Origin of the sequence: Actinomyces gerencseriae DSM 6844 (assembly GCF_000429265.1) — a bacterium.
GTDB lineage: Bacteria > Actinomycetota > Actinomycetes > Actinomycetales > Actinomycetaceae > Actinomyces > Actinomyces gerencseriae.
Genome location: NZ_KE386872.1, coordinates 255929 through 278330, shown reverse-complemented (window position 1 = coordinate 278330; position 22402 = coordinate 255929). Strand labels below are relative to the sequence as shown.

The window sequence follows — 22402 nt, the reverse complement described above, 5'->3', positions numbered from 1 at the left end:
CCCTTCCGAGCCGGCCCCCCTCCACGCCGGGCCCCTTCCGTAGCGGCTCCGCGCCCATCCCGGGCCGACGTGACGCCGAGATTCCTGTCGATCTCACCATGGAGCGGCTCCGCGCCCATCCCGGGCCGACTCCGACCCCCGCGCCCCGCCCGTCATCGATCCAGCCACGGACCCGGAGCGGCCGGGACACCACTTGACACCCCTACCCCCTAGGGGTACTTTCGCCATTGCCTCGACGGAGGCTCGCAGGCGCGAAGGGAGTGAGGTCGCATGGCCGGCTACACGGGCACCAAGGACGACTACCTCAAGCGGCTGCGCCGCATCGAGGGGCAAATCCGCGGCATCTCCCGCATGGTCGAGGCGGACACGTACTGCATCGACGTCCTCACTCAAGTCGCGGCGGCCACCAAGGCCCTCCAAGCCGTCAGCCTCGGCCTGCTGGAGGACCACATGAGCCACTGCGTCATCCACGCCGCCCAGTCCTCCGACGCCGAGGGCCAGGCCAAGATCCGCGAGGCGTCCGACGCGATCGCCCGCCTCGTGCGGTCCTGAACGCACAACCCAAGGAGCACACCCATGTCCGAGTTCACAGCCGACGGCACCGACCGCACCACCACCCTCAAGCTCTCGGGCCTGACCTGCGACCACTGCGTCACCCACGTCACCGAGGAGCTCAAGAGCCTCGACGGCGTCAAGAACGTCTCCGTCGTCCTCGACAAGGGCGGCCAGTCGGTGGCCACCGTGGTCTCCGACGTCGTCCTGAACGACGCCGCGCTGGCGGCGGCCATCGATGAGGCCGGCGACTACACCCTCGACGCCGTCGAGCGCGACGTCGTCTGAGGGCCCCGCCCCACCCGCGCGCACGTGGTGCGGGACGCACGTCCCGCACCACGACCGGCTGCCCCCTCCCCGACACGCCCGGGCCCGGTTCCCCGTCCAGGTGGACCGCGGGACCGCCGGAGCTCCTCCCCCGGCGCGCCCGGCGGGCCCCTGCGGCGGCTCGCCGACTACGCGCTACCCGTCCTCCTCCCCCGGCGCGCCCGGCGGGCCCAGCACTCACGTCCAGGAGTCTGATCCATCATGACCCGAACCACCGGCATCGCCACCGCTCCCGCGGGCACCGCCGACGCGACCGGCCTGCGCGCCATCGACCTGACCGTGGAGGGCATGACCTGCGCATCATGCGTGGCGCGCGTGGAGAAGAAGCTCTCCAAGCTCGACGGCGTGAGCGCCAGCGTCAACCTCGCCACCGAGTCCGCCCGTGTCACCGCACCCGCCGCGATCTCCGACGACGACCTGCTCGCCGCCGTCGCCCGAGCCGGTTACACCGCCACCGTCATGTCGTCGGCCGCGTCATCGACGCCCCCGGCCTCCGGCGACCGGCATCCGGGTGAGTCCTCCGCGGCGGGCGCCGCGAGATCCGCGAGCGACACCCCGAGCGACCGCGCCGAAGAGGAGGCCGGCCCACCGGACGCGACCGGCCCGGCGGGCGCCGAGCGAGGACCGACCGGGGCCGTCGGCCGGGGGACGGCCCCCCGGGACGTCGCGGCGACCGACGAGCCCCCAGCCCCGCGCATCGGGGCCTCTCAGGTCGCCCGGGCCGCCGATCTGCGCATGCGCCTGACCTACAGCCTCATCCTGTCCGTCCCCGTCATGGCGATCTCCATGATCCCGGCCCTCCAACTGCCCGGCTGGCAGTGGACGGTCGCCCTCATGGCGATGCCGGTGGCGACCTGGGGCGCCTGGCCCTTCCACAGGGCCGCCGCCCGCGCGCTGCGCCACGGCTCCTTCACCATGGACACGCTCGTGTCCCTGGGGGTGGTCGCCGCTTCCGCCTGGAGCCTGTGGGCGCTGGTCTGGGGAGGCGCCGGGGAGATCGGCATGCGCATGACCATGGAGCTCATGCCGCGCCACCAGGGCCACGCGGCGCACATGTACTTCGAGTCGGCCGCCTGGGTCACCACCTTCCTCCTGGCGGGCCGCTACGCCGAGGCCCGCGCCCGGTACCGATCCGGCGACGCCTTGCGCGCCCTGCTCGAGCTCGGCGCCAAGGAGGCCGTGCGGGTGCGCCTGACCTCGCCGTCGGGCTCCGCCGACGCGATCGATGTCCTGGACGACGACGGCGCCCCGCGCGCCGACGCCGACCGCGCCGAGGAGCGAGTGCCGGTCGATGCGCTGCGGGCGGGCGACCTGCTGACGGTGCGTCCCGGGGAGAAGATCGCCACCGACGGCGTCGTCGTCGAGGGCCGCTCCGCGGTGGATGCCTCCATGCTCACCGGCGAGTCGGTGCCCGTCGAGGTCGGGATCGGCGACGCCGTCGCAGGCGGCTGCGTCAACACCTCCGGCTCGCTGCTGGTGCGGGCCACCGCCGTCGGCGAGGGCACGACCCTGGCCCGCATCGGCGCCATGGTCACGGCCGCCCAGGCGGGCAAGGCCCCGGTGCAGCGCCTGGCCGACCGGATCTCGGGGGTGTTCGTGCCCGCCGTGCTCATCCTGTCGGCCGCGACCCTGGCCGGCTGGCTCCTGGCGGGGCAACCGTTGCAGCAGGCCCTCATGGCGGCCGTCGCCGTGCTCGTCATCGCCTGCCCGTGCGCACTGGGCCTGGCCACGCCCACGGCCCTGCTGGTGGGCTCGGGGCGCGCCGCCCGGCTCGGCGTCGTCATCAAGGGGCCCGAGGTGCTGGAGTCCACCCGCGCCCTGGACACGATCGTGCTGGACAAGACCGGCACCGTGACGCGGGGTCGCATGAGCCTGGACGCCTCCGACGACGACGCCATCACGGTCTCCGACGGCACCGATCGCGCCGAGGCGCTGCGCCTGGCGGGCGCGCTCGAGGCGGCCAGCGAGCACCCCGTGGCCGCCGCCATCGCGCAGGCCGCCCGCGCCGCCGGATCGGGCTCCGGGGCCGACCCCGGAGCCGGTGCCGACACCGGTGAAGGCGGTGGGACCGGCGCCGGGATGTCCAGGGGGACGAGCGCCGAGGCGCCATCCGGGTCGGGCGTCCGCCCGACCCCGCCGCCCCGCGTGGAGGACTTCTCCAACCATGAGGGCCAGGGCGTGACCGGACGCGTGGAGGGCCGCGAGGTCGCCGTCGGCCGCCCGACCTGGATCGCCGAGCGCGGCATCGGGATCCCCGACTCGCTGGAGAAGGCCCTGGGGACCGCTCAGGACTCGGGTGCCACCGCCGTCGTGCTCGCAGCCGCCCCGCGTTCCGGCGGGGACGGAGCGGAGGGCCGGCCCTTGACCGCGATCGCCGTCCTGGTGGTGCGCGACACGGTGCGCCCGAGCTCGCGCGCCGCGATCGCCGACCTGCGCGCGCTGGGAGTGCGGCCGGTTCTGCTCACCGGGGACAACGCCCGCGCCGCCGCGCGCGTGGCCGCCGAGGTCGGGATCGCGGGCGAGGACGTGCGCGCCGACGTGCTGCCGGGCGACAAGCGCGACGTCATCGCCGAGCTGCAGGGCCGGGGACGGGTCGTCGGCATGGTCGGAGACGGTGTCAATGACGCGGCGGCCCTGGCGCAGGCGGGCACGCGCGGCCTCGGCTTCGCCATGGGCACGGGCACCGACGTGGCGATCGAGGCCGCCGACATCACGCTCGTGCGCGCCGACCTGGACGCGGTCGTCGCGGCGATCCGAGTCAGCCGGGCCACGCTGCGCGTCATCAAGCAGAACCTGTTCTGGGCCTTCGCCTACAACGTGGCCGCGATCCCGCTGGCCGCCGCGGGACTGCTCAACCCGATGATCGCCGGCGCCGCCATGGCGGCCTCCAGCATCATCGTGGTGGCCAACTCCCTGCGCCTGCGCCGCGCGGGCTCCGGGAGCGCCGAGGCCGGGGCGGGCGCCGAGGCCGGGACGTAGCCCTTCGCCGAGATCGGTTCAGTTCCGCACCGAGATCGGTCCGGGCTCGCGGTTCGCGACGCGAGGCCGCTCGCTCGGCACGACCGACCAGCCATTGGGGAGCACGCCCGGCTATGCTCCCGGACGCGTGGGACCGGTTGGAGCGCAGATGTGTCCAAATCTGCCACAAAGGCGTCGCGAGCCGACACAGGCGACGGAGAAAAGCCCGGAATACCAACGATTTTCTTCGAGCATTCCGACCGGTCCCGGGCCTTTGTGGCAGATTTGGACACGGGACCGCCACAGGCTCGGGCATCAGGGCCGCCCTGGCCGCCGTCTGGGGTCGAGGAGGCGCTCACGATATCTCCGCACCGCCGGGCGCACCGAGCCCGCCGAGCGCGCTTCGACGAGGCTGGCATTTCGGCGCGAGTCGGGCGGCGCCGTCGTCGGACTCGCGCCGAAACGCCCGACTCGACGCCCCGAGGCTCGACGGCCGAACCCGGCGGCATTGCGCGCCGCCGCCCCGCATCCTCACGCCGTCGGCGCGGGCCCCCGACGGAGACACGAGCCCCGGTGAATGAGGCGGACGGGAAGCACGGTCCGCTTCACCGAACCGGCTGCACCGCTGTCCGCCGCACCGCGGGCACGGGCACGGGCCAGAATCCGCTCGGCAGCCAGAGACCCCATCTCCGCGGGATCCTGGTCCACGACGCACACCGGGATCGCAATCGAGGACGCCATGGGGAAGTCCCCGAAGGAGACCAGCGAAAGACCAGCGGCGAGCAGCGGCGGGACGAGCAGCATGGTGCACGCGGCATTGGATGAGAACACGGCGGTAGGGGGCTCCGCGAGTCCGGTGATCCCCCGGATGGCCTCATCCGCCGTCCGCTCATCGACGACGCCGAGGCGCTCGAACTCGGGCCGGCAGTCCAGTCCGTGCTCGCGCAGGACCTCCCGGTGGACGCGCAGCCGCTCACGCGTGGTGGGCAGGTCGGAGCTGTCGCCGGTGAAGGCGATGCGCCTGTGGCCGTGCTCGATGAGGTGCTCGACGGCGAGCCGGGCCCCCGCGGCGTCATCGTGGTGGATGACGTCGGAATCGTGGCCGACCGGCTCCCGATCCACGAACACGACCGGGAGCCCGGCGGCGGTGACATCGAGATAGCCCTGGTCGGGCCCGACCGGCGCCATGATGAGACCGCTCGGAGCCCGACGCAGGAGGTTGCGCACAACATCCTCCTCCCGGTCCGGGTCGTGACCCAGGCTCGCGACGAGGGTCGACATGTCCGCCTCGCGCGCGACGGCGTCGACGGCGCTCACGATCACGGCGAAGAACGGATCCCCGACGTCGGGGACGGCGATGCCGAGCACCGGGACCCTCCCCGACCGGAAGACCCCGGCGATCGGGTTCGCTACGTAGCCGAGATCCCGCATCACGCCGCGCACCCGCTCGCGGGTCTCGGGACGCACGTGCGGATCGTCATTGAAGACGCGGGAGACGGTCTTCTGGCTCACTCGCGCGCGCGCGGCCACCTCGCGCATGGTGACCATCGGGCCTCCTGGGGCTCGGGACGGGGCGGACGGGGACTCATTGAACCACGCTCAACCGCGGGCGACGGCGCCCGGGCGGGGGCCGTCCGTCGGCCGCCCACTCGGGAGAGGCCCGTCGCGGCGGAGGCTGCGGCCACGGCGATGGCGCAGCGGCCGCGCGCCCGGCCGTCGGCCCGCACCTGCGCACCCGGCCGCGCCCGCCCGTCAGCGGTTGGTGTAGCCGCCGTCGATCGGCAGGCTCACGCCGGTGATCATGGCCGCATCGTCGCTGAGCAGGAAGACGATGGGCCCGGCGATGTCGTCCTCGGTGGCCCAGCGGCCCAGGGGCATCTGCTCCAGGTAGGGGCCCTCGATCTCCGGCTTGCCCCAGTACCAGGCGGACATGGGCGTCATGACGACGGTCGGGTTGACGCCGTTGACGCGAATGCCGTGCTCGCCGAGCTCCAGAGCGGAGACCCGCGTGATGTTGTCCAGCGCGGCCTTGGAGGAGCCGTAGGCGATGTGCCCCTTGAGCCCCACCAGGCTCGCCTGGCTGGACACGTTGACGATGGCTCCGCCCCGCCCCACGCGCACCATCTCCCGCGCGGCGTACTTCGTCACGAGCAGCGCGCCGCGGGCGTTGATGGCCATCACCTTGTCGAAGACCTCGACGTCGGCCTCCAGCGGCGTCTCGATGGCCCCGCCCCAGCCCCCGCAGTTGACGACGCCGTACAGGTCGCGGCCCTCGATCGCCCCGCGGACGCTGCCCTCATCGGTCAGCTCGAAGGGCAGGGGCCGCGCACCGGTCTCGTCGGCCAGGGCCGCCAGGGCCTCCTCATCGCGCCCGCCCGCAAGGACGGTCGCGCCGCGCGCCCGCAGACGCCGGACGGTCGCACCGCCGATGCCTCCGCTCGCGCCGGTCACCAGAATCGTGCGTCCATTGAAGAAGTCGTCCATGAGTGCCTCCTTGCATCCCTCGCATTCCTCCCGCGGGGTACCCGGGAGCGCCAGTGCATCCGGCGTCGGTGACGACAGTCCAACACGGCATGACTCCGGTGTCATTATGGCACTGATCACGATTGATTCCGGTGTCATAGGCGATTAGCGTTCGAATCACCCGGACTACCGGATCACCCGTCGCCGAAGCGAACCGCCGCGCCGAAGCGCACCACCGCACCAGCGCGTCGGAGCAGCGGCGCACCGGCGCGCTCAACGAGGAGGAGCCATGCGCGAGACACCGGGCGGCCCTCGCCGCCCCGCCGGCCGGGACGACCGTTCCGCGCCCGACCAGACTCGGATCGAGGACCTGTCCCTGGCCGTCGATCTGGCCAACGCTCTCGCCGCCCGGGCGGCGAGAGCCGGCGGACGGGTCATCCTGGGGATCATCGGGCCGCCGGGGTCCGGCAAGTCGACAGTCGCCCGGAAGATCGTCCAGGCGGTGGGGGACGACGCCGTCCTGGTCCCCATGGACGGCTTCCACCTCGCGCAGGAGGAGCTCGTCCGTCAGGGGAGCCGCGACCGGATGGGAGCCCCCGACACCTTCGACGTCGGCGGCTTCGCATCACTCCTGACCCGTCTGCGCCGCCAGGACGAGGAGGTCGTCTACGCCCCCGATTTCGACCGCTCCATCGAGAAGCCGATCGCCGGATCGATCGCGATCCCGCGCCGCGTGCCGCTCGTCGTCACCGAGGGCAACTACCTGCTGCACGACGACGACGGCTGGCGGGTCATCGCCCCACTGCTCGACACCACGTGGTACGTGGAGGCGCCCCGGGCCCTGCGGACGGAGCGGCTCGTGGCCAGGCGCATCGCGCACGGCGACGACCCCGCCCACTCGGAGCAGTGGGTGCGCACGGTCGACGCGCGCAACGCGCGGACCGTCGAGCGCACCCGCGCCCTCGCCGATGTCGTGCTGGAGCGGGGGAAGGGGGCCACGAGCATCGCACTGACGGCCTCGTCCCTGCCCCGCCTGGACGAGTCCGTCGCCGTCCCCGACTACGACCGCCGGACCGGGGACCGCCAGATCGTCCACCTCGGCGTCGGCGGCTTCCACCGCGCCCACCTCGCCCAGTACATCGACCGCCTCCGCCGGGGCGGGGACCTGCGCTGGCGGCTCGTCGGGGTCGGCGTCCTTGAGCACGACCGGGCCCTGCGCGACGCGCTCGCGGCGCAGGACGACCTCTACACCCTGGTCACGGTCGATCCCGACGGGAGCGAGCACGCCCGCGTGATCGGCGCGCTCTCGCAGTACCTGTTCGCCCCCGAGGAGCCGCGGGCCGTCATCGACGCGCTGGCGGACCCGCGGACCCGGATCATCTCCATGACGATCACCGAGGGAGGCTACGAGACCGACGGCGCGGGCGCGTTCTCCCCCCGCTCCGAGGCCGTGCTCGCCGATCTCGCGGCGGATGACGGCGCAGCGCCGGGCAGCGCCCTGGGGCTCATCGTCGCCGCGCTGGAGCGTCGCAGGCTCGCCGGCGCCGGGGGCGTGACGATCATGAGCTGCGACAACCTGCCTCGCAACGGCGAGGCCGCCCGGGAGGCGGTGCGCGGCTTCGCGCTGCGCCGCGCCCCCGACCTCGCGCCCTGGATCGACGAGCACGTCGACTTCCCCGGCTCCATGGTCGACCGCATCACGCCCGCGACCACCGATCGCACCAGGATGGACCTCGCCGAGCACTTCGGCGTCGAGGACGCCTGGCCCGTGCGCGCCGAGTCCTTCATCCAGTGGGTGGTCGAGGACCGCTTCCGCGCGGGGCGCCCCGCCTTCGAGGACGTCGGGGCGCGCGTCGTCGAGGACGTCACCCCCTACGAGCGGATGAAGCTGCGCCTGCTCAACGCCTCCCATCAGGCGCTGGGCCACCTCGGCCTGCTCGCCGGGCGCACCATGGTGCACGAGGCCATGCAGGACGCGGACATCGCGGGGTTCGTCGGCAGCTACATGCGCCACGAGGCGCTGCCGACGCTCGGTTCCGTCCCCGGCATCGACCTGGGGGCCTACTGCCGGTCCCTGGAGGAGCGCCTCGCCGGGGAGGCGGTGCGCGACACCCTGGACCGTCAGGTGGTGGACGCCTCCGACCGGCTGGCGACCTTCCTCGCCCCCGTCATCCGGGATCGCATCGCCGCGGGCGACGGCGTCGGGCACGGGGCCCTCATCCTGGCCGGCTGGCGCCAGCGCCTCGACGACTTCGAGCGCTCCGGCGCCGACGCCCGGGAGCTGCCCGATCCGCTGCGCGACCGGCTCCTGGACGCCGTGCGCGAAGATCGCGACCGGCCCGGCGCATTCCTGGATCTGCCGGAAGTGCTCGGCGACCTCGCCTCCTCGCCCGAGCTGCGGGCCGCCTTCCTGCGCGCCCGCCAGCAGCTGGCCGCCGAGGGGCTGCGCTCGGCCCTGAGGGCGGCGACGACCGCGAGGCCCTGAGACGAGCCCGGAGACCGCCATGGCAGCCCGGCTCCTTCGCCGAGATCGGTTCAGTTCCGCGCCGAGATCGGTTCAGTTCCGGCTCGAGATCGGTCCGGTTCCGCGCCGAGATCGGTCGAGTTCCGGCTCGAGATCGGTTCAGTTCCGCGTCGAAATCGGTCGAGTTCCGGCTCGAGACCGGTCCGGCGACCCGCGCTCGGTTGCCGGGGCTGCGGGGCCGGCCCCAGAGCCCGAGCCGACGGCGGACCCCGTCACCCGAAACCGGGGTGGCGCCCGGAAGGACCGTCCCGAACCGCTCACGCCGGACGACGCCGCACCCCCAGCCCCCGCCCCGGAGCCAGCTCCTCGACAAGAGCCGCAGTACGGGGATCGACCCGGCGCAGGTCATCGGCCCCGGACAGATCGAGAAGGGCGTTCACTCGTGCGGCGAGCCGGTCCTGGCCCGACGCGGCGGCCAGGCGCAGGTCGTCCCGCCACAGGCGCTGGTCGAGATCGACCACCTGGAGTCCCACCGCGATCGCTCCGGCGGCCCCGTCGGGGTCGTCATCGCCCAGGAGGACGGCGACGCGATGGGCGGCGTCGGTGATGAGCCCCTCGGACTCGTGGGTGGTGCGCAAGCGGGCGAGCCACCCGTAGCGGCCCTGGTCGGCGCCCTGGCACACGGGGCCGCGCACGAGTCGCAGCGCCTCCTGGAGCAGGCGGAGCTCCTCCTCGTCGCCCCCTCGCGCCTCAGCGCGCCGGGCCGCCGCCAGCAGGCCGCGGAGCACGTCCCAGTCCACGGCCACGTCGGGGGCGAGCGTCAGCCTGCCCTCGGCGTCCTCGCGCAGGTGGTCCGCCCCGGTCTCGTCGCGCCCCAGCCAGGAGCGGAGCCGATCGATCGAGGCCGCCACGACGTCGCCCGTCACGCCCAGCGGCCAGATCATGGATCCGAGCACGCGGGGGTGGAGTCCCTCGCGGTGCAGGGCCAGGCACGCGACTTCCTCGGTGAGCAGCGGGAGCCGCTCGGGATCCACCGCGCCGGGAGCCACGACGACGGCGGGGCCGAGCACCTGGACGCGCACCGGCGCGCTGCGCAGCGCCGCGGCCGATGGTGGCGAGGGCGGCTCGGGCACGGGGGGGACGCCCTCCCGCGACGGGATCGGCGAAGAGCTCGCCCAGGGCCTCCAGATCGGCCTCCGTGGCGCGCGTGACCCGCACGGCGACGTCGAGCGGCTCGACGCGCGCTCCGCCCGAGGAGTCCACCTCGATGCGCCAACGGGCATTGCCACCGCCGGTGCGCACGAGCGCGACCCCGCGGCCGCCCACGGGCGCGGGAGGGACGACCTCCTGGCTGACGGCCAGCACGATGTGATTGTTGTATCCGTTGTCGCTGTTGCCGGCGCCGACGCCCCCGCGCCGACCGGTGAGGACCTCGGCGGGCGAGGGCGCGCCACCATCGCTAGCCGCGCCCGCCGCACCCGCTGCGCCGCTGCCGCCGACTGCGCCGGCGATGTCCGGGGCGGCCTCCAGGCGGGCCCCGCACAGGGAGTGCAGGGCGGAGGGCAGGCCGACGCCGGTGACCCGGACGCGAGCCGACCACGGGTTGGTGCACAGCTCCAGGGCGAGGGCCGAGACGATCTCGGCGGCGAGCGAGGGCGCGCCGCCCACGGCCACGTCGCCGTCGACCATGCTCAGGTCGATGAGCACATCGGTCCCCCGCTCGTCCCGGCCCAGGGTCACCAGTCCGGTCCCCACCCGGGCGGGCTCGGCGGGGGCCCGGACGTCCGCCTCCCGCGGCAGCTCCCAGATCCTGCCCTCCTTACGCGTCCGCCACGGCGCGGGGGCCTCCGGGACGCCCCGCGTCAGGAACAGGATCACCGCGGAGTCGTCGACCCCGGCCGCGTAGGGCTCGGGCGGGGCGGCGAGGTCGGACAGGGACCGCAGGGCGGTGTCGAGCCGCCCCGCGCGCTCGGGGTCGGCGCCGACCCGCAGGAGTCTCTCGAGCTCGCCCGCGTCGGAGTCGGGGAACCTCCAGGAGCCGTAGCGCCGTCTCCGGGTCAGCAGGGCGAGTACGGAGGCGGCCGTGATCGCCCCGAACGCGGGGAGGTCCGCCGGGAGGACGTCGTCGATCCGCTGAGCCGGGGGCGCCTGCTGCTGCTCCCCGCCCGTGGGCTCCGGCTCGGGGGCCGGCGCGGGCGGGGCGAGGGTCGTCACGGCCTCGACGCGGGGGACGTCGGTCGCCGACTCCGGCATGATGAGGTACCAGTTCGGCTGGATGAGGCGCGCCAGCTCCAAGGACCGGCCATCGGGCTGCGTCCGGCCGGCGTTGAGGTCGTAGATCTGCTGATAGGCGCGGCCGTCGCCGAGCGTGCGCTCGGCGATGTCCCAGAGGTTGTCGTGGTAGTGGCCCTGCGGCGGCTGGACCACGTAGACGCGCTGACCCACGAGCTGAGCGCCGATCTCCGGGTCCAGCACCGTGTCGCCGAGCTTGTAGGTCACGTTGCCGACCACCGTGCCGGTGTCACCGGAGCCCTGGGAGGACTGAGGGTCCTGGGAGACCTGGGGCCCCTGGGGGAGTCGGGAATCCTGATCCTCTAGCCGGCTGGTCACCGGTCCGGCAGCTGAATCGGCCGACGAGCCGCTCCCCGGGACGGGAGCCGCGTCCCCCCGGGGCGCCTCCACGGCTGCCGCCGTCGCCGTCGGCGCGGGGGTCGGGGGCGCTGCGGCGGGCGCCGCGACGGCCGGCGTGGAGGCCGAGGTGATCAGCAGCGCGGTGATGACCAGCCTGCGCACCAGCGACTGCATGCCGCCCGACAGCGGCAGGTGCCCGGGCACGTCGTCGCCGCGCAGGGCTGAGACCAGCTCGACCGCGGTGCACGCGGTGAACTGGAGCCATGCCAGCCACACGACCCAGACGAGCACGCCCAGCAGCGCATCGACGGACACGGCGCGGGTCAGGACGCTCAGCGACAGGTCGGTCGGGATGGGCGGCAGCCCCAGGGTGGTGAGCAGGAGGATCGGCAGGCCGACGACGACGAGGAGCAGCGCGAGACCGGCGAGCAGTGAGCGCCCCGTCGCTCCGGGGCTGCTCGCGGGCGCTCGGAAGCGCTCGGGTCCGATGACGGCAGCGGACTGGCGGGAGGCCACGAGTCTCTGACCTTTCCTAGTTGGATCCGGTCTCCGCCTCCGCGGAGCCTGAGACGGTGATGTGGACGGTGGACAGGCCGACCAGGGAGAGCATGAAGGTGGGGACGTCCTCCTCCATCGTGACGGTCACCGTGTTCCCGGTGGTCGTCACGTCCGACCCGGCCGCGCCGGTGCCGCCGGCCGAGGACAGGTAGGCGTTCGCCGCCGCCCTCGCCTCCCGGGCGTCGAAGACGACGGCGCCGCTCCGGCGGAGCTCGCCGACCTGGACCCTCTGGGCGCCGGCCCGCGCGGCCTGCTCCCATCCCCGTCACCGAGATCCAGACCATCAACGTCCCAACCCCCGACCACTAACACACCGCCGCCCGACTCACGCTTCCGCCTGCCGGGGCCGCGGCATCGTCGGACCGATCTCGGCGCGGAACCGGACCGATCTCGGCGAAGGGAGCGGCGAACCAGTAACTCACCCCCGCCTCTCACCCACCACTCCCGCCAGCGGGAGCCGCGGCACCGCTACCATCGGCCGCATGAGTCCGCCCGCACCCGCGCCCGATCGCCGCCCGCACCTCGACCTGCGCACGGCGGTCATCGCCGTCCTCATCGGAGCGCTGACCCTGGGAGGAGTCGTCGGAGGCGGGCTGCTGGCCGCCGGAGACACCAACTACGCCCATCCGGCCGCCGTGGACTATCTGTACTACATGCCTCCGTCGGACTCGTGGGCATCGGGCTCGACCCAGCAGTGGTCCACGACCATCGACCCCGGCGCTTCCATCTTCACCTCCGCCGACCACCTCTTCTCCGTCAAGACCGACGGCGACGACACCCGGAACTCCACCCTGACCGCCTACACCATGGACGACTCCGGCCCGTCCACGGCCTGGACCACCACCGTGGACACCACTGCGGACAGCATCGCCACGAGCGGCGCTAAGAACAACCCCGTCTACCCCGCCTTCCTCATCTGGGGCAAGAACACCCTCATCCACGGCACGACCCTCTACGACATCACCACCGGCAACACCACCGACGCCCCATGGCCCACCGACGCCGTTCCCGTCGTCGCCGGCGACACCGTCGTCGCCTGCCAGAAAACCACCTGCGCAGGCTACCGCGAAGGCGACACCACCCCCGCATGGTCCTCCGCGATCCGCGCCCTCATCAAAGGCTCGTCCGCCGACGCGACCGACGTCGTCGCAGAAATCTCCGAGTCCGGCGACAACTACGCGACGGTGCACGTGCTGTCCGGCACGAAGTACGTCATCATCGCCTCCCGCTACGTCATCAACATCAGTACCGGGGAGATCCTCGACTTCGTCATGCCGGAGAAGAACACCTCCGTCTACGCCATCACGAGCACCGCCGAGGGCTGGGCCATCCTCTCGGTGGCGCAGTCCTCGAAGGAATGGCACCTATCCTTCTACGACGTGGACGGCGGGCGCGCCACGTCCACGCACACCCCGCAGAGGAGTCCCGATGGCGACCAGCCGATGTACTTCCCGGCCCCTCGTTCGGTCAAGGACTTCCAAGCGGTGTGGCTGAAGAACGACTCCGGGCCGCTGGCCGGAACAATGGAATTCACGACCGATGGCAGTAAGGACTGCGCGCAGAAGCTCTCGATGACGAATGCCGCCACGATCGACCTGTCCGGCTTCGACAAGGACACCTTCCCGTGCTTCGACAGGGTCGCCACTCAGGTCTCCGACAAAGCGAAGGTGGTGACAGCGGGAATGAGGCAGGTGACCAACGAAATCCCCTTCTCACTGATGTTCGACTCCGCGACGGGCGAGCGGATCGCCTTCGAGGGGCTGGACCCGGACAACGGGGCCGTCTTCGACGTGGTCGCCCCGAAGCAGATCATCGGCTACTCCCCCGCGGACGGCACGCTCATCAGCTACAAGCCCGCCAACGGGTGAGCCACTGGTCCGCCGCCCCCTTCGCCGAGATCGGTCCGATTCCGCACCGAGATTGGTCCGACGGCACAGTAGCCCTTCGACGCCGGAACCGCTGGCCGGATCCGAGCCGGAGACCACATGAGGAGAGCGGATGAGAAGTACAGCTACCCGTTGCCGTCCGACTCGGCGGCATACGGGTCGTCGTCGACCCCGTCGGGTCCAGCGGCGTGCGCCTCGGCAAGCCTGGCGGAGAGGTCGGTGAAGGCCTTCCTCAGACTGTCGACCTCGATCCTCACGGCCTCTGCTTGGGCATCGGCTATGGGGTCGGTCCAGGTGCCCGGGACGCTGAGCCTGGCGGCGTAGTGCTCGCCAACGGGTGCGGGTACGCAGAAACGGGTCACACCCACGGACGCAGAGCCAGCACCCCCGGGAGCGGGGGCGGTGGTTCCGGCGCGCACTGGACCGCCGCGTCCAGCAGGACGCTCATCTCCTCGGAGTCGGTGGGAGCCACGGCCTCACCCGCGGTGGTATAAGCCAGCACCAGGTCGCCCCTGTCGCCGTCGGCGAGGACCAGCCGGGCCAGCGCGTAGCGCATCGTGGTGATGCCATCGGGCTCGTGCGGCACGCTCGTCCACGCGTAGACCCCCTGGGGCAGCCCCTGGATCGCGGTGAACGTCTCCCACCAGTCCCCCTGGACAGCGTCTGAGGCCCCGTGGCCGGAGTGTCCCGAGGAAGCACCCCGTAACCCACGCACGTCGACGCCTGCTCGTAAATGTAGTCCTGCCCGAGCTCCGAGGCGATGGCCTCGAAGACCGCGTCGCCCTCCCCGGTCCCGTCCTGGCCGGTACCGGGCCTGCGCCAGTAGGCCGTCGCCACGGGCCTATCGACCGTCTCCGAAAACTAATCTCCAAAGTACCGGCGATACGAGGGCAACGCGTACTCGGGACGGGCAGCACGTCCGGGTGATAGACCCTGGGAACGCTCCCGCCCTCGGCCTCGGAGGCATCCAGAGCCTGCGCCCCACCAGCAGGGAGGCGTAGACCGCATCAGGACTCCTCTCATCGAACGGCAGGGACTTCTCCTTGCCGCCCGAGCATCCCGACACCACCTGGCACACCACGTACACCACCACGACAAGCAGAACCGCAGAACGACGAGAACCCATCACCTCGAGTAGCACCCCCACCGACGCCAGAGTTATACGCCCGGTCGCCCTCCCGGCTCCTCACAGCGGATGGCGTCGAACTCGTCCCAGCGGCCGCTCGCGGGCTCGGAGGGAGCGGCCAGGTCCGGGACGAGACCGACGACGTCGACGGCGACGCGGGCGGCCAGGTCGATATCGTCGAGGTCGTTGCGGGCCCGAGCGGCATCGACCAGCCGGTCGGTGGGCACGACGCCCACACTCAAAACGGGGTCGTCGACCGAGTCCGTGATGGCCCGGGCGGCCTGCCGGCACTGCTCGCGGGTCATGGCGTCATCTCGGGTGCCGACTCGGGTTCTGGTTCGGGGCTCGGCGTGGGAGTCGGCGTGGACGTGGATTTGGGTGTTGGTCTGGGCTCGGTCCGGTAGCCGGCCCGGTCCAGCAGGGTGGGGGCCCGACTGATCAGGGTGCCCATGATGGGCACGACGGCCTGCTGGGCGAGCCGATCGTCGCCCATGTTCCGGGTGGAGATGATCACGGCGCTATCGGCCTCGAACCAGGCGGCCGCGGCATCACCGCCGGCGGTCCAGGCGATCACCGTGGCATCGGTGCCCGGAGGACGGGTGGAGACCGCCCCGGGAATGGAGGCCCGACTATCCTGGAACGACATACCATCCCACCCGACCAGACCGTTGACCATGGAGGTAATCTCGATTTTGAGAGTCTGGCCGTTAGAGCCCCTGATATTGCAAATCCAATAGCCATCGGCGTCCTGGGGACTGTCGTCCACGGTGACGATCTCGGTGGGCGCCTCCAGGACCGGGGCGACATCACTGCGATACAGCCCCAGGCACAAGGGCTCACTCGGACCCCGAGCAGCCCACCACCACCAGCCCGCCCCCGCAGCGGCCAGGACCAGAACCACCACCAGCACCACCACGAGCATTCGGCGGCGGCGTTGGTGACGGCGGTGGTCAGCGGGCTCGGTGTCAGCGGGCATGATCGGGGCACGACAGGTTGGAGCGGGCGGTGGCTGTCATGGCGTCATCTCGGGTGCCGACTCGGGTTCTGGTTCGGGGCCCGGCGTGGGAGTCGGCGTGGACGTGGATTTGGGTGTTGGTCTGGGTTCGGTCCGGTAGCCGGCCCGGTCCAGCAGGGTGGGGGCCCGGCTGATCAGGGTGCCCATGATGGGCACGACGGCCTGCTGGGCGAGCCGGTCGTCGTCCATGTCCTGGGTGGAGATGATCACGGCGCTGTCGGCCTCGAACCAGGCGGCCGCGGCGTCGCCGCCGGCGGTCCAGGCGATCACCGTGGCATCGGTGCCCGGAGGACGGGTGGTGACCGCCCCGGGAATGGAGGCCCGACTGTCCTGAGCCGACATACCATCCCACCCACCCAGACCATCAACGTGGGAGGTGATGTGGACGTTGAGGATCTGGCCGTTGGACCCGTTGATGCCGCAGATCCAATAGCCATCGGCGTCCTGGGGACTGTCGTCCACGGTGACGATCCCGGTGGGCGCCTCCAGGACCGGGGCGACATCACTGCGATACAGCCCCAGACACAAGGGCTCACTCGGACCCCGAGCAGCCCACCACCACCAGCCCGCCCCCGCAGCGGCCAGGACCAGAACCACCACCAGCACCACCACAACCACCAGACGCCGCCGGCGCCTCAACCACCCCCACCACCGCCAAGCGGACTCGTCGAGAGAGTCGTCAGTCATCACTTGGCCGTCTTTCCGCCGTCTTCGACGCCTTGACTGAAGGTGTCGTGTATGTCCACAGAGGGGATGCTGGCGTCCTTGAGCCAGTTGGTGAACTGGCCGCGGTACTCCTCGGAGCCGCGCACCATGTCGAAATCAATAGTGTTGTTGTCGTCCATCCACTCGTAGAACTGACTGTAGTTATTCCCGTCCAAATCGGTGTAGGCCTCCTCCGGCAGGCGTCCGGCGTTGGACAGCTGAGCCATCATCGAGCCGTGAGTGGTGTCCTCCGCCTCCGCCGTCAAGTCGGACACGGCGGTCCGGGGATCGTCCGGGCTGGGCATCCAGGGCGTGGACAGGCTGAGGGCCGTCGACAGGCCCTGACCGGCCGGCCCGGCGGCAGACAGACCGGTGGTGAAGGCCGACAGGAGCGTGGAGTCGATCTTCTGCGCGGTCTCCGCGTCGTCCGACCGCTTGTCGATGGCCGACTGGCGGATGTATCCGAGCAACTCCCCGTCGGCGTGGGAGCCGTTCTTGAGCTCTGTGGAGAACTGCTCGTCCTGCCCGGCCATGGCCCCAGGGTAGCGGTCGATGATCGTCTCGGTCCGTCTTTGGGAGTAGTTGCCCGCAGCGCCCGACAGCGTCGTCAAAGCGGCGTCGTCGGTGCCGACCACGGAGACGAGCCTGCTGAGGTCGGAGGAGGAATAGCCCGGCAGGGAGGCGGGAGCCCCCTTGGACCACGCCGTCGGCCTCGCCCCTGAGCTGTCCTTCACTCCGTCCGCCACCTGCTCCAACTCCGTCATGGAGTTACCCAGAGTCAGCGCGACATTGTTCTTCGCCGTCGAGGAGAAACTCTTCTCACTGAGGCCCGCGAAATGCTCGACTCCCTGCTCGGTGGCCCAGGCGGCACGCTCATCAGTGGCATCCTGGCTCTGCACCCGCTTGGAAGAGACCCCCGCGACCGCAGCGGTCAGAGCCTCCACACCATCTGCGCCATGCACACTCCAGTCTCGCATGGTCAGCAGCCTCCACCGATCGGCGGTCACCCGGGAGGGGACCCACCCGCCCTCACCGACCACAGCACCACCACCAGCCGGGGCGAGACAGCCCAGTTTCGTGGTGAAGGCCGTGAAACACCCCGCCGCGCAGCGGCCTGCCGTCATGTACCATCGGCCTTCGACGCGGTGTGATAGGCGGGGCCGTCGGCGACTGGTGGAATCGTGTCAATAACGCCGTCCAGGACGGTCTTCATGCCCACGTCCTCGGCGGTATCCACGACGCCGGAGTGCAGGACAGCCCCGTCGCCCCGCGATACGGCCTGGTCCTTGAGCCGGTCCGTCCAGGCCCCCACATCCTCGTAATCGCCACGACCAGCACCGGAGAACCCCCGGGGCCGTCATGGTGGTTCGGGGTAGGAAGTGGACAGGACACGGGGCAGCGTGCTGACGGTGTCGGGCAGGGTGGGGGCGATGCGGGGGAACAGGTCCTGCAGAGCGCTCATGGCCGCATCGCGCTCGGCATCGGTGGCGGAGTCCATGAGGCCTGTGCGTATGCTCGCGAAGTGGCCGTCGGGGTACTCCCAGACCAGGTCGAGGTAACCGAGGCGGTCGTTCCTGTAGGTGTTTCCACGGCCCTCAAGGCCCTCGATGCTCAGGGGCGAGGAGTGGGAGTCGGCGGCCAGGGACTCGAACCTCGAGACGGACAGACTCGCCGCGGACGCGAGCTGGCTGCTGTAGTTAACCTCGATCCTCTTCAGCGGATAGGGGGACCCGAAGTAGATGCTGCACCGGAAATCACCAAGAGTGTACATGTCGAAGGCGTTGATCTGCTGGCCGGTGGCCTCCTCGATAACCCGGGCCGGCAGAAGACCGCAGACGGAGATGCCCTCGCCCACGCGCGCAGTGGCCGACGCCCGGGCGACCGCCCGACGATGCCGATCCCACGCACCCCGCCCCCAACAGGCCAACCCCACCACCAGCACCACCCGCCGCCACCGGAACCACCCTCTGAGTTCCCGGTTCGCCGAGTCATCACGAGTGCGCATACCGACGCCCGTCGTTCTCCCCGTTCGCATGGTCCCCGGTGAAGTTGTTCTCGAGGGTCCTGATCGTGGTCACGGCCGAGACCGCCCCTGCGTGAGGAACAAGACCACGCCATCAGCCGGGGCGTAGACTTTGTTCGTCGGTGACACGTTCCACAGATACCACGGCCTTGCGCGGTACAGGACCGTGAGCATCAGGATGGTCTCATCGGGCGGACGCTCTCCGAACATCGCATGCCGGTAATCGGCATCTGCCGGGTGGGCCTCAGCAGTCGAGGCGGACGAGGCCGACGCCGTCGTGACCGCGCCTGCTGACGCCCCGGGGCGCGGCGGAACCGGTTTCGTCAAGGAGCCGCTGGGATACTCCTGGGGCGCTAGTGCTAAAGGCGCACGTTCAAGTGTCGGCATGGTGACGGACCTTTGTCGGGTTCATTGGGGTGTGGGTGAGGCGGTTTGTTGTCCTGCTCCGGGGTAGGGGGTGTAGCTGAGCTCGGGGCCGTCGGCGACCGGGCCGATGGTCAGGGCGATGTGTCGGAGCACCTGTGTCAGGAAGACCTGCTGATCCTCGGATGAGACGTCGTAACTCGGCCCGCCGTGCAGGGTGAGGACGTGGCCGTCGGGGTACTGCCAGGCAATGTAACTGTCGGTCATGCCGTCCCTAGTGACAGTGATGCCCTGCCCGGCCAGGCCATCAATGCTGAGCGGGGCGGCCTCCGGGAGGGCCTGGACCTCCTCAAAAGTCCTTCCCGGTCCCTGAGCCCGATAGCCGTCCGTGATCCAGTCGGTGCCCCGGTACTCGAGTTCGAGGCCGTAGTAAGGGGCGGGCGTCTCAAGCCAAACGTTGACCTTCATGATGGACAGTCGTGCGGCCGATACAGCGGGCTCGTGCTCGCACTGGAACCTCTCGATCTGCCTTCCACCTGCGAGGTCCTCGAGGGTCCCTGCGCTGATGAGCCCGCACACGCTGACCTCGGGGGTCACCTGGTCCGCCGACGCAGAGGATGACGGGCCGGTCCGTCCGAGCGATGAGCAACTGGCCGCTGCGAGCACGACCGCGGTCACAAAGCCGGTAGCGAGAGCGGTGCGGGTCCGGGGACCAGTGGTTCTGCGTAGGCGCATGTCTCACTTCTTCAATGCCAGGGCCGCACCGGAGCCGGTGCCGCGACCGGAGGCGTAGTCGCCGTTGAAGTCGTTCCTCAGGTCCCGGATGGCCTGATCCCCGTCGCGGGTGGGATGGTTGACCGTGTTGGTCCACGAGCCGACCTCACCCGTGTTGCTGTCCAGCAAGCGGTTCAGGTCGATGTCATAGGTGCCGTCGCTCTTGTGGACGATCCACGGGTAGTCCGAGGAGCCGGGGACAGTGAAGTCCCGCTGGTCGAGCAGACCAGCGTTGGCGGCGTCCTGGATCTCCGCCGCCCACAGGCCGTTCGTGGGGTCCGAAGGCATCGCCGGCGCCACATGATGAGGATCGCTGCCGTCGAGGGCATCCGCGGCCACCGGGGTCGTCAAGGTGGTCAGGGCGGAGGCGACAGCTCCCCCGGCCTTACTGCCGACCGCAGCCCCCACAGGGCCGCCCACTGCGCTCAGACCAGCGGTCGCCACCGCGCCAAAGACCCCAACGGCGGTCTTAGCCTGAGTGCTGCGGGCCTCGGCGTCCTCGTCGAGTTTCTGATTGACTTCCCCAGCCTTGACATCCGCCATGCCAGTCAGGAATCCCATGGCCTGGCCTCCCCGATTGTAGGAGATGTTGATGGCGTTGATCTGCTTTCCCGGGTCCCCCTCGTGCGCGGCGACGCCCGCCTTGGACATGCTGCGCGAATAGTCGCCCAGGCTCGCTGCAACAGTAGCCATGGCGTCAACGTTGTCCGCCACCCGATAGGTCAGTTTATTGACATCGCTCACCGACGCCACGGGCAGGACCTCACCCGTGTCGATATCCTTCAAGACCTCATCACCAGAAGTCCAGGCGTTGGTCAGTTCGTGCGAGCAGTTGGCCAGTAGGACGCCGATGCGGGCCTTGGTGGTGTCGTTGTAGTCGTCCTCGCCAGTGCTGTGGGCCAGGCCGTGGATGGCATGACCGGCGAGCTGGGTGGCGCGCTGGCTCTGACCGGTCACGGAGGTGGCGCGTACGGAGGAACCCACCGCCAGGGCGGCGGTGTACCCGGCCAGGCCCTGGTCATCGACCCAATGGCGCTCGCACAGCGCATCGACCCGACTGGTATCCACCGACCCGTCAGCGGCCGCGGGAGCCAGGTAGCCCAGAGCCGCGTAGGGATTAGCGCCCATGGCCTCCAGGACCCCGGCCATCGGATCGAACGAGGCGCCAGAGATATGACGGCCGGCCATGGCGGCTCCCTGCGCCTCCTTGACCTGATCGGTGTCGAGATCGTCCAGGCAGTCGGCCAACTCGATCAACAGGTAACGATTAACAGTCAGATCACTCATGCGATCCCCATCAGTATCATGACCGCCCAGCATGGTGTTCAACACCGTCAGGTTGGCGCACTCCTCGGGGTCATCGACCGACTCCGTGATGGCCCGGGCGGCCTGCTGGCACTGCTCGCGGGTCCATCCCGGCCACGAGGCGCGGGGAGTGGACGCGGTGGCCAGCACGGTGCCCAGCAGGCTGGCGAGCTCGGTCGGTGCGTTGTCGGGGTCGGCGCACAACTCGCGGCTGTAGGACTCGGTCATCTCCAGCGGCAGAGAGGTCAGGTTGCCCGTCCCGATCGCATCGATCACCCCGCTGGCGTACAGCGGGTCGTGGCAGCGCCTGCGCATCGAGGCGATGATCTCGTCGTAGGAGCGGTCCGGCAAGTGGCCCTCGTCCAGGGCGTCGACCAGGTCCGCGGCGTCCTTGGAGCCCGCCCAGCGGCTCACGGCGTCGGCCGAGGTCAGTTCGACGTCGTCGGGGACATCGACCGTGACCACCCCGTCGGCGTCCATCGCGGCGATGCCCGACTCGTTGAGAGCGACAATATTGTCCTTGCAGGTGCCGAGCTCGGAGGCCCGGGATCGCAGCGTGGCGATGGCCGCATTGGCCGCGGTCCTGAAGTCCTCCGGCTCCCGGTATCCCCGGCTGGCCAGAGTGTCGCCCCCGGCGTCGTAATAGCCCGCGACGTCCTCCCTGGCCGTGACGCAGTCATCGGCCAGGTCCCGCAGACTCTTGATCGCCGTCTCCAGATTCTCCGGATTCATCGTGACCTTAGTCACGATCTCACCCCTCCCCGCCATCGCCGCCGGCGTCCTGGCCCGACTCCATCCAGGTGGCCCGAGGATCGGAATCGTCGACCTGATCGGGCTCGCGGAGGTAGGCGTAGTCGAGCGCGTCGAGCAGGTCGGTGAAGGCTTTCACCAGAGCATTGACGTCGGCCCTGGTGTACTCCGCCTGCGTATCAGCCAGCGGCCCGCTCCACGTGTCCGGGTCATTGATCTTGGAGCCGTAGTCCGTGCCGGGATCGACGGCGTCGTAGACCTTGGATCCGCCGCTGGCGGGGATCCCGAACATCGAGGACACCGACATGCTGAAACTCAGCCCGTCCGATACGTTGAAGCCCAGCTCCTCCAACTTTGAACTGATACTGGACCGCTGCGTCTCAAGAGTGGTCTTCATCTTGTTTTCAACCATGAAAACAGGGCACCTCGCACAATGAATAGGACGACCAGCAGAGTGGCGGCCAGCAGGAGCAGCGACATCGGAGCAGGAACGAATGGTCTG

Annotated in this window: 21 protein-coding genes; 5 read left to right on the top strand and 16 right to left on the bottom strand. The window is 70.8% G+C overall.

All coding sequences use genetic code 11. The features are described from left to right. Positions 1-270 precede the first annotated feature (270 nt). The 3 genes from G448_RS0112870 (at position 271) to G448_RS16640 (ending at position 3858) form a co-directional block, all read left to right on the top strand. On the top strand, positions 271-552 hold the full coding sequence (locus G448_RS0112870) for a metal-sensitive transcriptional regulator (RefSeq protein ID WP_026408313.1): 282 nt from the start codon (positions 271-273) through the stop codon (positions 550-552). Between the two features lie 24 nt (positions 553-576). Further along, positions 577-840 carry a heavy-metal-associated domain-containing protein gene (locus tag G448_RS0112865; RefSeq protein ID WP_026408312.1) on the top strand — a complete coding sequence of 88 codons (264 nt, stop codon included), beginning with the start codon at positions 577-579 and terminating at the stop codon, positions 838-840. Positions 841-1080: 240 nt separating this feature from the next. Further along, positions 1081-3858 carry a heavy metal translocating P-type ATPase gene (locus G448_RS16640; RefSeq protein ID WP_051269056.1) on the top strand — a complete coding sequence of 926 codons (2778 nt, stop codon included), beginning with the start codon at positions 1081-1083 and terminating at the stop codon, positions 3856-3858. Between the two features lie 510 nt (positions 3859-4368). Here the strand turns inward: G448_RS16640 and G448_RS16635 are convergent. Continuing rightward, positions 4369-5385 (bottom strand): LacI family DNA-binding transcriptional regulator, encoded by a 1017-nt coding sequence (locus G448_RS16635; protein WP_034495277.1) that lies wholly within the window; start codon positions 5383-5385, stop codon positions 4369-4371. A 204-nt stretch (positions 5386-5589) separates the two neighbouring features. Further along, positions 5590-6321 (bottom strand): SDR family oxidoreductase, encoded by a 732-nt coding sequence (locus tag G448_RS0112850; RefSeq protein WP_026408311.1) that lies wholly within the window; start codon positions 6319-6321, stop codon positions 5590-5592. Between the two features lie 268 nt (positions 6322-6589). Between G448_RS0112850 and G448_RS0112845 the strand changes: the two genes are divergently transcribed. Next, positions 6590-8785: a nucleoside/nucleotide kinase family protein gene (locus G448_RS0112845; RefSeq protein ID WP_084436757.1), complete on the top strand. Its 2196-nt coding sequence runs from the start codon at positions 6590-6592 to the stop codon at positions 8783-8785. A gap of 296 nt (positions 8786-9081) precedes the next feature. Here G448_RS0112845 and G448_RS18295 read toward each other — a convergent pair whose 3' ends face one another. Genes G448_RS18295 through G448_RS19055 form a run of 3 tightly spaced genes read right to left on the bottom strand, consistent with a single transcriptional unit; the run spans position 9082 to position 12062 of the window. Next, entirely contained in the window at positions 9082-9570 is a 489-nt protein-coding gene (locus tag G448_RS18295) for a hypothetical protein (protein WP_169720856.1), read from the bottom strand. Further along, positions 9515-11911, bottom strand: a complete 2397-nt coding sequence (locus G448_RS16630; protein WP_026408308.1) for a LysM peptidoglycan-binding domain-containing protein — start codon at positions 11909-11911, stop codon at positions 9515-9517. Before G448_RS16630 ends, G448_RS18295 begins: the two co-directional genes overlap by 56 nt. Before the next feature lie 16 nt (positions 11912-11927). Beyond that, the gene (locus G448_RS19055) at positions 11928-12062 is read right to left on the bottom strand and encodes a hypothetical protein (RefSeq protein WP_281170960.1); all 135 of its coding nucleotides are present in this window, start codon (positions 12060-12062) and stop codon (positions 11928-11930) included. 373 nt (positions 12063-12435) lie between these two features. On the opposite strand from G448_RS19055, the gene G448_RS0112820 reads away from it, so the two are divergent. Further along, positions 12436-13821 carry a hypothetical protein gene (locus G448_RS0112820; protein WP_026408307.1) on the top strand — a complete coding sequence of 462 codons (1386 nt, stop codon included), beginning with the start codon at positions 12436-12438 and terminating at the stop codon, positions 13819-13821. A gap of 143 nt (positions 13822-13964) precedes the next feature. On the opposite strand, the gene G448_RS18290 is transcribed toward G448_RS0112820, so the two are convergent. The 11 genes from G448_RS18290 to G448_RS0112760 all read right to left on the bottom strand — a co-directional run bounded on the left by G448_RS18290 (position 13965) and on the right by G448_RS0112760 (position 22312). Next, the gene (locus G448_RS18290) at positions 13965-14207 is read right to left on the bottom strand and encodes a hypothetical protein (RefSeq protein ID WP_156911047.1); all 243 of its coding nucleotides are present in this window, start codon (positions 14205-14207) and stop codon (positions 13965-13967) included. Next, the gene (locus tag G448_RS18285) at positions 14198-14425 is read right to left on the bottom strand and encodes a hypothetical protein (protein WP_156911046.1); all 228 of its coding nucleotides are present in this window, start codon (positions 14423-14425) and stop codon (positions 14198-14200) included. The genes G448_RS18290 and G448_RS18285 overlap by 10 nt, the downstream gene beginning before the upstream one ends. A 572-nt stretch (positions 14426-14997) precedes the next feature. Beyond that, positions 14998-15270 (bottom strand): hypothetical protein, encoded by a 273-nt coding sequence (locus tag G448_RS0112805; RefSeq protein WP_026408305.1) that lies wholly within the window; start codon positions 15268-15270, stop codon positions 14998-15000. Further along, positions 15267-15941, bottom strand: a complete 675-nt coding sequence (locus G448_RS0112800; protein ID WP_156911045.1) for a hypothetical protein — start codon at positions 15939-15941, stop codon at positions 15267-15269. The genes G448_RS0112805 and G448_RS0112800 overlap by 4 nt, the downstream gene beginning before the upstream one ends. Before the next feature lie 36 nt (positions 15942-15977). After that, positions 15978-16667: a hypothetical protein gene (locus tag G448_RS0112795; RefSeq protein ID WP_156911044.1), complete on the bottom strand. Its 690-nt coding sequence runs from the start codon at positions 16665-16667 to the stop codon at positions 15978-15980. After that, complete coding sequence (locus G448_RS0112790; RefSeq protein WP_342663551.1) at positions 16667-17809, bottom strand: DUF6571 family protein; 1143 nt, start codon at positions 17807-17809, stop codon at positions 16667-16669. Before G448_RS0112790 ends, G448_RS0112795 begins: the two co-directional genes overlap by 1 nt. Beyond that, the gene (locus G448_RS0112785; protein ID WP_026408301.1) at positions 17806-17997 is read right to left on the bottom strand and encodes a hypothetical protein; all 192 of its coding nucleotides are present in this window, start codon (positions 17995-17997) and stop codon (positions 17806-17808) included. The genes G448_RS0112790 and G448_RS0112785 overlap by 4 nt, the downstream gene beginning before the upstream one ends. Positions 17998-18042: 45 nt before the next feature. After that, positions 18043-18540 (bottom strand): hypothetical protein, encoded by a 498-nt coding sequence (locus G448_RS0112780; RefSeq protein WP_026408300.1) that lies wholly within the window; start codon positions 18538-18540, stop codon positions 18043-18045. 576 nt (positions 18541-19116) lie between these two features. Further along, entirely contained in the window at positions 19117-19668 is a 552-nt protein-coding gene (locus G448_RS0112770) for a hypothetical protein (RefSeq protein WP_026408299.1), read from the bottom strand. Positions 19669-19809: 141 nt separating this feature from the next. Continuing rightward, complete coding sequence (locus tag G448_RS0112765) at positions 19810-21897, bottom strand: DUF6571 family protein (protein WP_156911042.1); 2088 nt, start codon at positions 21895-21897, stop codon at positions 19810-19812. 4 nt (positions 21898-21901) lie between these two features. Further along, positions 21902-22312 (bottom strand): hypothetical protein, encoded by a 411-nt coding sequence (locus G448_RS0112760; protein WP_156911041.1) that lies wholly within the window; start codon positions 22310-22312, stop codon positions 21902-21904. Between the last annotated feature and the right edge of the window lie 90 nt (positions 22313-22402).

Coding starts and splice junctions, on each gene's coding strand:
- G448_RS0112845 (WP_084436757.1), top strand. CDS start 6,590: ATGCGCGAGACACCGGGCGGCCCTCGCCGCCCCGCCGGCCGGGACGAC.
- G448_RS0112790 (WP_342663551.1), bottom strand. CDS start 17,809: ATGACGGCAGGCCGCTGCGCGGCGGGGTGTTTCACGGCCTTCACCACG.
- G448_RS0112760 (WP_156911041.1), bottom strand. CDS start 22,312: ATGGTTGAAAACAAGATGAAGACCACTCTTGAGACGCAGCGGTCCAGT.
- G448_RS0112805 (WP_026408305.1), bottom strand. CDS start 15,270: ATGACCCGCGAGCAGTGCCGGCAGGCCGCCCGGGCCATCACGGACTCG.
- G448_RS16635 (WP_034495277.1), bottom strand. CDS start 5,385: ATGGTCACCATGCGCGAGGTGGCCGCGCGCGCGCGAGTGAGCCAGAAG.
- G448_RS0112820 (WP_026408307.1), top strand. CDS start 12,436: ATGAGTCCGCCCGCACCCGCGCCCGATCGCCGCCCGCACCTCGACCTG.
- G448_RS16640 (WP_051269056.1), top strand. CDS start 1,081: ATGACCCGAACCACCGGCATCGCCACCGCTCCCGCGGGCACCGCCGAC.
- G448_RS0112870 (WP_026408313.1), top strand. CDS start 271: ATGGCCGGCTACACGGGCACCAAGGACGACTACCTCAAGCGGCTGCGC.
- G448_RS0112795 (WP_156911044.1), bottom strand. CDS start 16,667: ATGACTGACGACTCTCTCGACGAGTCCGCTTGGCGGTGGTGGGGGTGG.
- G448_RS0112865 (WP_026408312.1), top strand. CDS start 577: ATGTCCGAGTTCACAGCCGACGGCACCGACCGCACCACCACCCTCAAG.
- G448_RS0112800 (WP_156911045.1), bottom strand. CDS start 15,941: ATGCCCGCTGACACCGAGCCCGCTGACCACCGCCGTCACCAACGCCGC.
- G448_RS0112850 (WP_026408311.1), bottom strand. CDS start 6,321: ATGGACGACTTCTTCAATGGACGCACGATTCTGGTGACCGGCGCGAGC.